At 62.8% G+C, this 13,732-nt stretch carries 18 protein-coding genes; 2 read left to right on the top strand and 16 right to left on the bottom strand.

The features are described 5' to 3' along the window. Positions 1 to 64 precede the first annotated feature (64 nt). A complete protein-coding gene (locus BR71_RS20330) occupies positions 65 to 643 on the top strand; it encodes a LexA family protein (RefSeq protein WP_019102594.1) in 579 nt (192 codons plus the stop codon). Between the two features lie 17 nt (positions 644 to 660). Next, complete coding sequence (locus BR71_RS24585; RefSeq protein ID WP_167604380.1) at positions 661 to 816, top strand: hypothetical protein; 156 nt, start codon at positions 661 to 663, stop codon at positions 814 to 816. Positions 817 to 891: 75 nt separating this feature from the next. On the opposite strand, the gene nagZ is transcribed toward BR71_RS24585, so the two are convergent. The 16 genes from nagZ to rpoE all read right to left on the bottom strand — a co-directional run bounded on the left by nagZ (position 892) and on the right by rpoE (position 13,630). Beyond that, entirely contained in the window at positions 892 to 1,980 is a 1,089-nt protein-coding gene (gene nagZ, locus BR71_RS20325; protein WP_043641601.1) for a beta-N-acetylhexosaminidase, read from the bottom strand. Between the two features lie 15 nt (positions 1,981 to 1,995). After that, on the bottom strand, positions 1,996 to 2,385 hold the full coding sequence (gene acpS / locus BR71_RS20320; protein WP_043641599.1) for a holo-ACP synthase: 390 nt from the start codon (positions 2,383 to 2,385) through the stop codon (positions 1,996 to 1,998). Next, the gene (locus BR71_RS20315) at positions 2,382 to 2,945 is read right to left on the bottom strand and encodes a metal-dependent hydrolase (protein WP_052370919.1); all 564 of its coding nucleotides are present in this window, start codon (positions 2,943 to 2,945) and stop codon (positions 2,382 to 2,384) included. The genes acpS and BR71_RS20315 overlap by 4 nt, the downstream gene beginning before the upstream one ends. 5 nt (positions 2,946 to 2,950) lie before the next feature. Continuing rightward, positions 2,951 to 3,676: a pyridoxine 5'-phosphate synthase gene (gene pdxJ, locus BR71_RS20310; protein ID WP_019103648.1), complete on the bottom strand. Its 726-nt coding sequence runs from the start codon at positions 3,674 to 3,676 to the stop codon at positions 2,951 to 2,953. Positions 3,677 to 3,699: 23 nt separating this feature from the next. Beyond that, complete coding sequence (recO, locus tag BR71_RS20305) at positions 3,700 to 4,428, bottom strand: DNA repair protein RecO (protein WP_043592270.1); 729 nt, start codon at positions 4,426 to 4,428, stop codon at positions 3,700 to 3,702. Then, complete coding sequence (locus BR71_RS20300; RefSeq protein ID WP_052370917.1) at positions 4,428 to 4,748, bottom strand: antibiotic biosynthesis monooxygenase family protein; 321 nt, start codon at positions 4,746 to 4,748, stop codon at positions 4,428 to 4,430. Before BR71_RS20300 ends, recO begins: the two co-directional genes overlap by 1 nt. A gap of 7 nt (positions 4,749 to 4,755) precedes the next feature. Next, entirely contained in the window at positions 4,756 to 5,646 is an 891-nt protein-coding gene (gene era, locus BR71_RS20295; protein ID WP_019103645.1) for a GTPase Era, read from the bottom strand. Continuing rightward, on the bottom strand, positions 5,643 to 6,362 hold the full coding sequence (gene rnc, locus BR71_RS20290; RefSeq protein WP_370551764.1) for a ribonuclease III: 720 nt from the start codon (positions 6,360 to 6,362) through the stop codon (positions 5,643 to 5,645). The genes era and rnc overlap by 4 nt, the downstream gene beginning before the upstream one ends. Further along, on the bottom strand, positions 6,359 to 6,721 hold the full coding sequence (locus tag BR71_RS20285; RefSeq protein ID WP_019103643.1) for a DUF4845 domain-containing protein: 363 nt from the start codon (positions 6,719 to 6,721) through the stop codon (positions 6,359 to 6,361). The genes rnc and BR71_RS20285 overlap by 4 nt, the downstream gene beginning before the upstream one ends. Positions 6,722 to 6,752: 31 nt before the next feature. Next, positions 6,753 to 7,721: a signal peptidase I gene (lepB, locus tag BR71_RS20280; protein ID WP_043641598.1), complete on the bottom strand. Its 969-nt coding sequence runs from the start codon at positions 7,719 to 7,721 to the stop codon at positions 6,753 to 6,755. Beyond that, positions 7,722 to 9,515, bottom strand: coding sequence for a translation elongation factor 4 (lepA, locus tag BR71_RS20275; protein ID WP_043641596.1), 1,794 nt, complete (start codon positions 9,513 to 9,515; stop codon positions 7,722 to 7,724). A gap of 173 nt (positions 9,516 to 9,688) precedes the next feature. Continuing rightward, on the bottom strand, positions 9,689 to 9,928 hold the full coding sequence (locus BR71_RS20270; protein WP_043641595.1) for a glutaredoxin family protein: 240 nt from the start codon (positions 9,926 to 9,928) through the stop codon (positions 9,689 to 9,691). After that, entirely contained in the window at positions 9,925 to 11,343 is a 1,419-nt protein-coding gene (locus BR71_RS20265; protein WP_043641594.1) for a DegQ family serine endoprotease, read from the bottom strand. The genes BR71_RS20270 and BR71_RS20265 overlap by 4 nt, the downstream gene beginning before the upstream one ends. Positions 11,344 to 11,579: 236 nt before the next feature. Further along, a complete protein-coding gene (locus BR71_RS20255) occupies positions 11,580 to 12,539 on the bottom strand; it encodes a MucB/RseB C-terminal domain-containing protein (RefSeq protein ID WP_043641591.1) in 960 nt (319 codons plus the stop codon). Continuing rightward, positions 12,540 to 13,028 (bottom strand): sigma-E factor negative regulatory protein, encoded by a 489-nt coding sequence (locus BR71_RS20250; protein ID WP_043641589.1) that lies wholly within the window; start codon positions 13,026 to 13,028, stop codon positions 12,540 to 12,542. It abuts the gene before it with no gap. Between the two features lie 2 nt (positions 13,029 to 13,030). Continuing rightward, positions 13,031 to 13,630: an RNA polymerase sigma factor RpoE gene (rpoE, locus tag BR71_RS20245; RefSeq protein WP_043641588.1), complete on the bottom strand. Its 600-nt coding sequence runs from the start codon at positions 13,628 to 13,630 to the stop codon at positions 13,031 to 13,033. Positions 13,631 to 13,732: the final 102 nt, after the last annotated feature.

The following is a 13,732-nucleotide window of genomic DNA, read 5'->3' as shown; positions in this document are numbered from 1 at the left end:
AAAACTTGCCCTGTCGTTTGATAATGTACACAATCAAATCTGCTTGCATTACAGAGGATTAGCCATGAGCCACGGGGGCAAACGCAGCGGTGCCGGCCGCAAGTCCAGTTACGGCGGCGACAAGACCGTAGCCATCCGCGTGCCGGAACCGCTAAAGCCGGTGCTGGAAGACTGGCTGCACGATTACCGCAGCTGGCGCACCGCCCACAACGCCCAAGCCGACGACGTGCGCACGCTGGCGCGCCACCTCAGCGAACTATCGCTGCCGCTGTTCGCCAACAGCGTGCCGGCCGGTTCGCCGGTGGCGGCGGACGACCTCAAGGAAGACGACGTGGACCTCAACGCCCGGCTGGCGCCGCGGCCGGGCAGCACCTTCCTCGTCACGGTCAAGGGGGAGTCCATGCTGGGCGCCGGCATTCACGACGGCGACCTGCTGGTGGTGGACCGCGCGGCGGAAGCGCGCAACGGCAAAGTTGTCGTAGCGGCGCTCAACGGCGAACTCACGGTGAAGCGGCTGGAAAAAACCGCCAAGGGCATCCGCCTGTTGCCGGAAAACCCGGAATTTCAGCCGATTCCGGTGCCGGAAGACGCCGCCTTCCATATCTGGGGCGTCGTCACTAACGTCATCCACAAAGTGGACTGAACCTTCGGGAGAACACCATGGAACACACTCAAGCGCAATACGACAGCATCAAGATGAAGTTCATGGATTGGCGCCGGCTGCCGCGCGCCTTCCGCGCGGTGATCCAGGGCCAGCCGCAAGTGCTGGTCAGCCGTCCGGGACGCGACTTCTACGTGCCTGTGCAGTTTGTTTAAACGCCCTTTCCAAACGACAACGGCCCGGGCGTCCATGCGTCCGGGCCGTCTTTCCGCCGATCATTGTCGACGGCTCTAATTCGCCTCGCCCACATCCGGCCCGCGCATCGCGTCCGCCGGCATGTTCAAACGCTCCACCTGGGCGCGCGCCGCGGCGAAAGCCGGGCCGGCCAGTTCCGCCGCCCAATCCGCCGCCTTGCCGGCCATGCGCTCTAGCCGCCGCGCCAAGTCCGGCTGCGCCGGCGCCCGCAGATTGGCCAGAATCAGATCGGTCTGCCGGGGATCATTGCAAACCAGCACCATATCGCAACCGGCGGCCAGCGCCGCGTCGGCGCGCTGCACGAAGCCACCGGCGCCGGCCGCCCCCTCCATGTCCAAAGCATCGGAGAAGATCACGCCGTCGAAACCCAGCCGGCCGCGCAGCACATCCTGCAGCCAGACCCGCGAGAAACCGGCTGGCTGCGCATCCACCGCCGGGTACAACACATGGGCGGGCATCACCGAGCCCATGCCCGCCGCCGCCAAGCGGCCAAAAGGCACCAAGTCGTCCGCTTCCAGTTCGGCCAGGCTGCGGCCGTCATCCGGCATCACGTGGTGGCTGTCGCCCTCGACAAAGCCATGGCCGGGGAAATGCTTGCCGCAGGTGGACATGCCCCCGCGCGCCAGACCGCGCTGCAGCGCTTCGGCCAGCTCGGCCACGATGGCCGGATCACGGTGGAAGCTGCGGTTGCCAATCACCGCGCAGCGCCCCCAATCCAGGTCCAGCACCGGAGTGAAGGACAAGTCGACGCCGCAGGCGGACAACTCGGCCGCCAGCACGTAGCCGACATTCTCCGCCTGCGCCAGCGCTGCCGGACGGTCTTGCTCCCACATCCGGCCCAGGACTTGCATCGGCGGCAAGCGGGTGAAACCGTCGAGGAAGCGCTGCACCCGGCCGCCTTCGTGATCTACCGCAATCAGCAGATGCGGGCTGCGCAGCGCGCGGATTTCCGCGGTCAACGCCTTCAGTTGTTCAATGTCCTGGAAATTGCGGCGGAACAGGATCACCCCGCCCACCAGCGGGTGCGATAAGCGCCGCTTCTCTTCGTCCGTCAGCCGCAGGCCGGCCACGCCCGCCATCACCGGCCCGCGCGGCAAGGCCGCGCTCTGTTGAGTCTGCTGCATCGGTTTGCTTTCTATCTAGCCGGGCGCGGAGCGCTCCAGCACCACAAAAGCCAGCGCGTGACCACGCTCGTCGCTGATAGACAGATGACGCGCGCCCACGCCGCGCTGGCTTAAAAAATCTTCCAATTCGGGGCTAAGCGCCAACAGCGGCTTACCCCATTCATCATGCTCGACCCAGATCGCCGTCAGCAGCGCCGGCGCACGCACGCCGGTGCCCAAGGCCTTGGCCAAGGCCTCCTTCACCGCGAAACGCTTGGCCAGGAAGCGCGCCGGATCGGCGCTGTCGGCAAAAGGCGCTTGCTCGGCCGGCGCCAGCATCCTCCGCCCCAGCTTGAAGCCCCAGCGCTGGAACATCGCGCGCATGCGCTCGATTTCCACCAGATCAGTGCCAATGCCGTAAATCATCGCCCGCCCTCCCCGCGTCCTCGCAACCAAGCCGCTCGGGCCATCCACAGCAGCAGACAAGGCAGCCAGACGTACAGCAACTCCGAGCTCAACACCCGAAGACCCTTAGCGCCCAGCCAACGGCTGGGCGTCAACGGCGAGCCCTCGATCGGCCGCCAGTCGAACAAGAAACGCCCCTGGTGCCAGGGCATCGCCAACGCCGGGCCATGGGTGGCGTCGGTCCACATATCCAACAGCGCATGGGACGACACCGCCAGGCACAACACCACGAAGGCGCGCAGCGGCCCCAGTTCCAGCCGCTGCCACCAAGGCCGCCCGAAGGCGGCAAGCAGGCCGCCGGCGATCAAGGCCAGCGTCAGCGAATGAGAGATGCCTCGATGCCCCCAGGGGCTGGCGTAGGGAATACCCAGCTTGAAAGTGATCACGTCCAGGTCCGGCAGCATCGCCGCCGCGCCGCACAGCAACAGCCACCCGGCCATGCCGGGCGCGCGCAGCGGCCGCGGCACGCACAGACCGGCCAGCGTGGCGCCGGCCAAGGCGTGGGTAACGACGGTGGGCACAGCGCTTAACCGCGAGCGGCCGCCATCAGCGCCTTCATCTCCTTCACCGCCTCGGCGAAGCCGACAAACAGCGCCTGAGCGACGATGGCGTGGCCGATGTTCAATTCGGCGATCTGCGGAATCGCGGCGATCGGCTGCACATTATGGTAGTTGAGACCGTGCCCGGCGTTGACCACCATGCCCAGCTCGGCGGCGAAAACGGCGGCATCGCGGATGCGCGCCAGTTCGGCGTCGCGCGCCGCGGCGTCATGGGCGTCGGCGTAAGCGCCGGTGTGCAACTCCACCACGCGCGCGCCGGCGTCCCAGGCGCGTTGAATCTGCGCGCGGTCCGGGTCGATGAAGATGGACACGCGAATGCCGGCTTCCTGCAAGCTGCGGGTATAACGACTCACATCGGCGAAGTGGCCGATGGCGTCCAGGCCGCCCTCGGTGGTGACTTCCTCGCGCTTTTCCGGCACCAGGCACACGTCCTCCGGTTTCACCGCCAGCGCATTGGCCAGCATTTCCTCGGTCATCGCCATTTCCAGGTTGACCCGGGTCTTGACCGTCTGGCGCATCGCCACTACGTCGGCGTCCTGGATGTGGCGGCGATCTTCGCGCAGATGCAGGGTGATCAGGTCGGCGCCGGCGGTTTCCGCCACCAGCGCAGCCTCCACCGGGCTGGGATAACGGGTGCCGCGCGCCTGGCGCAAGGTGGCGACGTGATCGATGTTTACGCCCAACAGAATCATATTCACTCCCGATTAGGTTCGCCTCAATCCGACAAGGAATTGACGGCTTGCAATAGCTCGCGCGAAGCCAGCGGCTCCTCGCCCAATAAAGCGGTCAACCATACTCGCATCAGCGCCCGCGCTTCAAGCCGGGTGGACGCCTCCGCGTAGTCGTCGGCCTCTATCGCCAACAGGCTGGCGCCGCTGAGCCGCAGCCCGCGCTCCAGGCTCTGGCCGGCGTCGCGCTCCGGCGCGGCGTTGCCCTGACACCAGTAGCTGACGCTCGCGTCCACCTCCGCGCCGTCGCCATCGCGCAGCAGGCTGGGCGCGTAGCCCAACACCTGGGTCAGCCTCAGCTCATAACGGCGCAACACCGCCGCCAGGCCGCTTTGGCGCGCCAGGCCGCGCACCGCGGCGTCGTAGACGGCGAAGGCGCGCGGTTCGGGGTCGTCGCGCGCGGTCAGCTTCATCATCAATTCGTTCAGGTAAAAACCGCAGATCAGCGGCAGGCCGGACAACTGCGGCACGCCGCCGTCCCAGTCCGCGCTGTGCAGGGTGCGCAGCTCGCCCTTGCCGAACCAAGACAGGGTCAGGGGCTGGAACGGGAGCAGCAGGCCGCGCAGATCGGCCCGAGGTCGCCGCGCCCCGCGCGCCACCACCGAGAAACGGCCATGGTCGCGGCTGAGGACCTCCACCAGCAAGCTGGTTTCCCGGTAGGGCTGCGCGTGCAGCACATAGGCCGGTTGGCGATCTACCCTGCCCGGCTGACTCATCAGGCGCCCCCGGCCGACGGCCGCGGACATGCGGCGGCTGCGCTCACGTTGAAGGCGAACACCCGATACCAGGCTTCCGGCCCGTAACGCTGCGCAATCAGGCGCTCTGCGCACTGACGCCAGGCGGCGATGGCCTCGACACTGTCCCAGTAGGACACGGTGTCCCGCCCCGGCTCGCCGCGTTCCAGGCCAAGAAAGCCGGCCTGGCAAGCCGCCAGTCGGACGATGCGTTCCAGCAGCTCGCGGCTGCCGGGCATCTCCTGGCCTTGCTGCAGAGAAAAAATCACCGTCCAACAGGACGGCGCCAAATGATAGTGCATGAGAGCTTCAGTCCAGGCCGAATTCCCGCAGGAAACGAACGTCGTCGGCCCAGCCGGACTTGACCTTGACCCAGACTTGCAGGAAAACCTTGCCGTCGAACAGCTTTTCCATGTCCATCCGCGCCTCGGTGGAGATTTTCTTCAGCTTCTCTCCACCGCGGCCGATAACGATGGGCTTCTGGTTCTCCTTGTCCACCAGCACGCCGATATGGATGCGGCGCAAGTCGCCGTCCATCTCGAACATCTCCACTTCCACGTTCATTTCATAGGGCAGCTCTTCACCCAGATAGCGGAACAGCTTCTCGCGAACGATCTCGGCGGCCAAGAAGCGTTCGCTCTTGTCGGTAACCATGTCCTCCGGATACAGCGGCATCGATTCCGGCAGGTGCGGACGCACCTGTTCCAGCAGCTCGCTCAAACGCTGGCCGTGTTTGGCGCTGACCACCTCAACGCCGGCAAAGGCGAATTCCGCCTGTACCTCGGCGATGAAAGCCTGCAACGCGTCGCGGTCCTTGGCCTTGTCCAGCTTGTTCACCACCAAGATCACCGGTTTGCGCTTGGGCAGCAAGGCCATCACTTCGCGGTCGGCGCCGGTGAAGCGCATCGCCTCCAGCACAAACAGCACGCAATCGACGTTGCCCAGCGAATCCTTGACGCTCTTGTTCAAGGTCTCGTTGAGCGCGCCCTTGTGAAAGGTCTGGAAGCCAGGGGTGTCTACGAAGATGAACTGGGCATTGTTCTCGGTGTGGATGCCGGTGACGCGGTGGCGCGTGGTTTGCGCTTTTTTCGAGGTGATGCTGACTTTCTGACCGATCAGATGGTTCATCAGCGTGGATTTGCCGACGTTGGGACGGCCGACGATGGCGACAAAGCCGCAGTGGTATTGGATCTCAGTCATATACGTTTCTTACTCGCAGCGAGTTTTTGTTCCAGCAGGATCAGCGCCGCTTCGGCGGCCTGCTGTTCGGCGGCGCGGCGGCTGCCGCCTTCGCCTGTGGAGCCTATCGCCAGTTCGCCCAAGTCGCACTCCACGCGAAACCATTGCTCATGGGCTTCGCCGCTTTGCAACAGTATCCGGTATTTGGGCAAGGCCAGCTTGCGCGCCTGCAGCGCTTCCTGCAAGCGGGTCTTGGCGTCCTTGGCCTGACGAGTGGTGTCGATGGACGATACGCGTTCAGCGTAGAGCCGGCGCACAACCTGCTCCGCGCGCAGGAAATCGGAGTCGAAGCTGACCGCGGCGAAGGTGGCTTCCAGCGCGTCGGCGAGAATGGATGGCCGGTTGAAACCGCCGCTCTTCAGCTCGCCCTCGCCCAAGTAGAGGTAATCGCCCAGCTTGAGCTCGTGGGCAATCTCGGCCAGGGTATTCTGGTTGACCAGATTGGCGCGCAGCCGCGACAGCTCGCCCTCGGTCAGTTTGGGAAATTGATCAAACAGCATGCGGGCGACCGTGTAGTTGAGAATGCTGTCGCCCACGAATTCAAAACGCTCGTTGTTGCCGGCGCCGTAGCTGCGGTGCGTCAAGGCTTGACGCAGCAACTCCGGCTTCTGAAATGCGTAATCCAGCGCCTGACACAGGCGCCGGAATCTATTGTCGGTTGGTATCACTTGGCTTATTGCGGGGGCTGGCCCGCTTGGGTGTCGAATTTGAACAGCAGACTGATATTGGAGAACAAAGGCACTTCGCGCTGATAAGCGGCGCGGATGTACACAAAATTACCGCCGGCCACCACTACCAGGTTTTCACCCTTGATCGAGGCGATGCCGGCCACGCCGGCCCGCTGGTTGAAATCCCGGCGAATCGAAGACTCGCCGACATTGCTCTGTGCGGACAAGGCGGTGATAGCCTGGCGCACCTCGGCATACTCCGAGTACACCGGCATTACCTTCATGCCCAGTACGAGGACCGCGCCCAGCACGATCATCACCAGCAACACGGAAAACAGCGACAGGCCCTTCTCACGGCTGAAATGCATAATGCGCTCCGAGCTTGCGATCTTGCGTTTATCAGTGAATGGTTTTGCCAATGCGCGACAGGTCGCCAAAGTTCATCCAGATCATGAAGGCCTTGCCCACCATCAGCTTGTCGTCGACAAAGCCCCAGTAGCGGCCGTCCAGGCTGTTGTCGCGGTTGTCGCCCAGCATGAAGTAATGGCCGGCCGGCACCTTGCAGACAAAACCATTGTCATCATAGCGGCAGTTGTCGCGGAACGGGAAGTCCTGCACTTGGCTCAAGGCTACGGTAGGCGAGCCTTCGTTGTTCAGCACCGAGTAAGTGCGCTGACCCATGGTTTCCTTGTAGCGCTTGGCGTTGACCATCATCAGGCCCTGCTCCAGATACTCGTAGTTGCCGTCGTCTGCGTCCGGCAGCGGCTTGCCGTTGACGGTCAGACGCTTGTCGCGATACTCGACCACGTCGCCCGGCAGGCCGATGGCGCGCTTGATGTAGTTGACCTTGGGATTGGGCGGAAAATTGAACACGACCACGTCGCCGCGCTCCACCTTGTTTACCGAGGCGAACACCGTGTTCAACACCGGCACGCGCAGGCCGTAGGTGAATTTGTTCACCAGAATGAAATCGCCCACCACCAGGCCCGGACGCATCGAACTACTGGGGATCTGGAACGGCTCGGCAATGAAAGAGCGCAGCAGGAACACCACCAGAATCACGGGAAAGAAACCGCGCGAATAATCGACGAAATGACCGGCCGGGGTCTCGGCGGCTCGGCGCTTGGCCAACACCAGCTTGTCCGCCAGCCATACCGCGCCGGTGATCAGCACAAAGACCAGCATCACCGCGGTGAAGCTCATGTAGTTGGACAGCAAGCCAAAACCGCCGATCAGCACCGCCAGGTAGCCCCACTGCACCGCCTGCGGCCAATCCTTGGCGCCCTCTTGCTTCTTGCCGCCAAAAGCGATCAGCATGCCGCCGATCGCCACCGCCACGACAAACACCCAGAACAGATTTCCGCCCACTTATTTGTCCCCTACTTGAAGAATTGCCAGGAATGCTTCCTGCGGAATTTCCACGTTGCCCACCTGCTTCATGCGCTTCTTGCCCGCTTTCTGCTTCTCCAGCAGCTTTTTCTTACGGGTGATGTCGCCGCCGTAGCACTTGGCCAACACGTTCTTGCGCAAGGCCTTGACCGTCTCGCGGGCGATGATGTGGCCGCCGATGGCCGCCTGCACCGCAATGTCGAACATCTGGCGCGGAATCAGTTCGCGCATCTTGGAGACCAGTTCGCGGCCGCGGTAAACGCTGGAGGCGCGGTGCACGATCAGCGACAGCGCGTCGACCTTCTCGCCATTGACCAGCACGTCCAGCTTGACCAGATCAGCGCTCTGGAATTCCTTGAACTCGTAATCCAGCGAGGCGTAGCCGCGGCTGGTGGACTTCAGTTTGTCGAAGAAGTCCATCACCACTTCGTTCATCGGCAGATCGTAGGTGAGCATCACCTGGCGGCCCATGTACTGCATATTACGCTGCACGCCGCGCTTCTGGTTGCACAGCGTCATCACCGCGCCGACATAATCTTGAGGCACCAGGATGGTGGAGGTGATGATGGGTTCGCGCAACTCGTCGTACTTGCCGGCTTCCGGCATCCGCGACGGGTTGGACACCACTTCCACCGTGCCGTCCTTCATCACCACTTCGTAGTTCACCGTGGGCGCGGTGGTGATCAGGTCCATGTCGAATTCGCGCTCCAGACGCTCCTGCACGATCTCCAGATGCAGGAGACCGAGGAAGCCGCAGCGGAAGCCAAAGCCCAACGCCTGCGACACTTCCGGCTCGTACTTCAACGAAGCATCGTTCAGTTGCAGCTTTTCCAGCGCGTCGCGCAGCGATTCGTAGTCATGACTTTCCACCGGATACAGCCCGGCGAACACCTGGGACTGCACTTCCTTGAAGCCCGGCAGCGCCTCGGTGGCGGGCTTGGACACCAGGGTGATGGTGTCGCCGACCTTGGCCGATTTCAATTCCTTGATGCCGGCGATGACAAAGCCCACCTCGCCCGCGTTCAGACTCTGACGCTGAACGGATTTAGGCGTGAACACACCCACCTGCTCGCACAAATGTTCAGCGCCGGTGGCCATGAACTTGATCTTGTCCTTGGGCTTCAGCGAGCCGTCGATCACGCGCACCAGCATCACCACGCCGACGTAGTTGTCGAACCAGGAGTCGATGATCAGCGCCTTGAGCGGACCTTCGGCCTTGCCCACCGGGGGCGGCACCTTGGTCACGATGGTTTCCAGAATGTCCTCGATGCCGATGCCGGACTTGGCCGAAGCGCGCACCGCGTCCGCCGCCTCGATGCCGATAATGTCTTCGATTTCCTGGCTGACGCGCTCCGGCTCGGCCGCCGGCAGGTCGATCTTGTTCAGCACCGGCACCACTTCCACGCCCAGATCAATGGCGGTGTAGCAGTTGGCCACGGTTTGGGCTTCCACGCCTTGCGAGGCGTCCACCACCAACAGGGCACCCTCGCAGGCGGACAGCGAGCGCGACACTTCATAGGAAAAGTCCACGTGCCCCGGGGTGTCGATCAGGTTCAGGTTATAGACCTGGCCGTCGCGAGCCTTATAGCTCAAGGCCGCGGTCTGCGCCTTGATGGTGATGCCGCGCTCTTTCTCGATGTCCATCGAGTCCAGCACCTGGGCGCTCATTTCGCGCATTTCCAGGCCGCCACAGAATTGAATGAAGCGGTCGGCCAGGGTCGATTTGCCATGGTCGATATGGGCAATGATCGAGAAATTTCGAATGTTTTTCATGATATCCAGCAAAAGATAAGGGCACGCTAGCGTGCCCGGAACTGCCGATGGAAGCCGCGGGCCTGATGAAAGCGGCTCATCATCAGGATTGCGACCTCTAAAGCCGTTAACAGCCCATCCAGCAAGCGGGGGCACCCAAGTGCCCCCGACATAAACTCACACTGGCGCGGATTTTAGCCGATTTCGCCCAAATGTGCAGCCAATGCGGCTTGATCCAGACGCCAATGGCAGATTTCGGTCTCATCCTCCATCAGCACCGGCACCAGCTCGTTAAAGCGCCGCTCAAGCTCCGGGTCGGCGTCGACATCGACCACATCCAGCTCAAAGCCATAACGTTCGCGCCAAGGCTGCAGCTCGGCCAGCATCTGATGGCACAAGCTGCAGTACTCGCGAAAATACAGCGTCAGCTTCACTTACCGTCGCCCACCGGCAACGGGATGAACTGGGTAACCCCCTGACGCAGCACTTGCAACGCGATCGACGACCCCTTCTTGGCCGCAGACAGCGCGGACTTCAGCTGCTCGACATTGGCCAGCGGTTCGCTGCCGATGCCCACGATCACGTCGCCCGGTTGAATGCCGGCGCGCATCGCCACATTATTGGCGCCGCGCACCAACAAGCCGTACTTGATGCCGGCGCGCTGCAACTGAGCCGGGTTCAACACCTGCAGCCGCAGGCCGATCTGGGAGAAACTCTGCTCGGCCGGCCGCTCCTGCTGCGAACCGCGGTATTCACGCTGCGCCAGCCTCGGATCCTGGTCCTGCTGCTCCACCGGCACCACCTTGACGGAGAGGGCCGCGCGAGTACGCCACAGCCCCAAGGTTACCGGCTTGCCGGGAGGGATGCTGCCGATCAGCCGCTGCAGATCGGAACCGGACTCCACCGGCTTGCCGTCCACCTGCTGGATGATGTCGCCCGGCTTGACGCCGGCCTTGGCCGCCGGACCGTTGGGTTCCACCGCGTTGATCAAGGCGCCGGCCGGTTTGGCCAGGCCAAAGGAGGCGGCCAAGTCCTGGCTCAGCTCCTGAATCACCACGCCGATCTTGCCGCGGCTGACATGACCCTTGGCTTTCAGCTGGCCAACCACATCCATCGCCACGTCGATGGGGATGGCGAAGGAAATACCCATGAAGCCGCCGGAACGGCTGAATATCTGGGAATTGATGCCCACCACCTCGCCCCTGGCGTTGAACAGCGGGCCGCCGGAGTTGCCGGGATTAATCGCGGCGTCGGTCTGAATGAAGGGCACGAAAGTCTCATCCGGCAACATGCGATTCTTGCCGGAGACGATGCCGGAAGTAGCGGTATTCTCGAAACCGAACGGCGAGCCGATGGCCAGCACCCACTCGCCCACTTTCAGCGTATTGGCGTCGCCGCGGCGCACCACCGGCAGCTTGTCGGCTTCAATTTTCAACAATGCCACGTCGGTGCGGGCGTCGGAGCCTATCACCTTGGCCTTGTACTCGCGCTTGTCCGTCAGCTTGACGGTAATTTCATCGGCGCGGGCCACCACATGGGCATTGGTCAACACATAGCCGTCGGCGGAAATAATGAAGCCGGAACCCAGCGACGACTCTTGCCGCTCCTGGGCGCGCGGCGGCGCGAAACGGCGGAAAAACTCAAAGAACGGGTCGCCGCTCATGCCCTCGGGCAAATCGTTGCTGACCTCGCGCACCGTGGACTTGGTGCTGATATTGACCACCGCCTTGCCCTCGTTAGAGACGATCTGACTGAAGTCAGGCAGTTCCGCGGCCATTGCAGCGGGCGCCGAGCCCGCCATAATAGAGGCCGCCAGCATGGCGGAAACAATCAGTTTTTTAACCGGCATGAGCGCTCCATCTTGATGTGTTGTGGTTTAAGACGTGCCGGCGAATGCCGGCTGACGGATTTCGGCGTCGAATCGACCGCGCGCCAGGCACGCAGCCGCGAGATTCGCCGCCAGAAAAAACAGGCGAGCCGGCGACAAGACGCCGGCTCGAACCCCATCCGGGCCGCTCCGTGCAAGCGCGCCGCCGGAGACCAGGCCTCCGGACGGGCTTGCGGAAACGTCGACGGGGTTGGCCATCATGGCTTAAGGCTGACCTTCAACCCTTTCAACAGCCCCATCATCGCCGGCTCGGGCATGTCGCCCACCGCGGTCAGCTGATAGCTGCCCTGCGGGCCGGTAGCCATATTGATGGCGCCGTGCAGGTTGCTGCTGCGCTCCAGACGCGCGCCTTCCGGCTGCGTCTCGACAAACAGCGACAACATCACCAGGCCGTCGGAATACACCATGTGGCGCACGGACTTGCCCGCCTGACCCGGCAAGCTGCGCTGTACCGAACGCAGCAGGTGGAAGCCATTGGGCAGGCCGGACACATCGTTGTCCACCTGCGCGCCGGCCTGCGGCATGGAGGCGCCACCCGAACGCAACAGGAATTTCTGCGCGAACTTGGGTCGATAGGCGCGCTTATCCTTGGGGCCGGTCAGGTCTAAGTCGGTGAAAGTAAACTGCTCCACCGCTTCGCCCTTGGGCGACAGGGTCACCATTTTCAACGGCAAGGAGGTCAGCGGCTCCACGCACATGCGCAGGCTGTAACGCTGCCTGTCCTTGGGCCGCAGTTCCAGCAGATTGCAATCGCGCTGAGCCACACGGTCGCTGCCGACGTGCTTGAGCGAATACGACTGATTGATCTCGCTCATGTCTTCCGGCAGCAAGGCCGGAAACAAGCGCATCGCGCTGATTTTGGCCGCGTTCAAGGCTTTCTTGTCCGGCGCGAAACAGGCCAACTCATTGCCTTTGCGGACAATTTCGCGGGAAGGCCCGTCCAACGAGGTCCGCTTTTCCCGCATGGCGTCGCCTTGCCCCTCCCTGACGATATGGAAGGTTTCCAGCGTGCCGTTCATCTGGTGCAGATAGGTGCCGTTCAGCGCCTGCTGGCGTCCGGCAGCCGCCACATTGCGCAGCAGCTGCCAGTCATCCTCTGCATGGGCGGCAGGCGCCGCCGCCACAACCATCAAGCTGATCAGAGGAATTACACGCATTTAACGGCGAGCTCCGTTTCCGTAGGATACTTTCATATTGCCTTGATCGGAGGTGACTTCCTGATGAGCCAGCAGATAGGGGTCGTCGCGCTCGGGCTGGCTGGCTTGCGCCGGCTGGACCACTTGCACCGGAACGCCCTTGTCCGCCACCAACGAGGCCGGCTCGCCGCGATGCGTCAGCTGCTGCCAGCCCACCACGGCGGCAAAGCTGACGCTGGCGGCCAGCGCCACCGCGCCGGCGGTGCGGGCGCGAGCCGGGCGCAACCAGCGCCGCGGCGCAAGCACCGTGGGCTCGTCCGCCAGCCGGCTGGCGACCTGCTCTCGCACATTGAGCGCAACCATGCGGTTGGCGCGCATTGCGTCGCCAATCAAGTGATACTCGCCCCAGGCGGCATCCAGTTGCTTGTCAGATGAAATGGAAGCGATGGCTCTGGCTATGTCAGTGTCGTCCAGTTCGCCATCCATCATCGCGGATATCGTTTCTTTCATACCTACCACCTTCTGTTCTTGGCCGTATCCAGCAAAGGCCTGAGCTCGGCAGCAATCGCCTCGCGCGCCCGGAAAATCCGCGAGCGCACGGTGCCTATCGGGCAATCCATCACCTTGGCGATTTCATCGTAGGATAGACCGTCCATTTCCCTGAGCGAAATTGCGGTTCTTAGTTCCTCCGGCAAAGCCTCCACGGCGGCATTGACCGTTGCCAGAATCTCCTTGTTCATCAGCTCGGTTTCGGGCGTGTTCAGGTCAGGCAGCTGCGACGCCATGTCGAAGCTTTCACCGTCCTCGTCCTCTATCTCGCTGTTGACCACCGGACGACGTCCGGAGGCGCTAAGGAAATTCTTGGCAGTATTGATGCCGATTCTGTACAGCCATGTGTAAAACGCGCTCTCGCCACGAAACGACGGCAAGGCACGATACGCTTTGACAAACGCTTCTTGCGTCACATCCTCGATGTCAGCGCCGTCGCGGATAAACCGCGACAACAACCTGGCGAGACGTCGCTGATACTTGGCAACAAGCAGATCGAAAGCTCTTTTTTCACCTCGCTGGGCACGCTCCACCAACTGTTGATCGAGATCCCGATCACTCATGTCGTTGTTATGCTCCCTGATTTGCCCACTGGTCGTGTTTGTGGTCGTTTATGTGGACTGTGACTAGACCACCGCGCTTGCGATGAGTTCCCCCACGCGATT

It is taken from the genome of Chromobacterium haemolyticum DSM 19808 (genome assembly GCF_000711885.1).
GTDB classification, from domain to species: Bacteria; Pseudomonadota; Gammaproteobacteria; order Burkholderiales; family Chromobacteriaceae; genus Chromobacterium; species Chromobacterium haemolyticum.
This window is presented reverse-complemented; position numbering and strand designations above follow the sequence as displayed.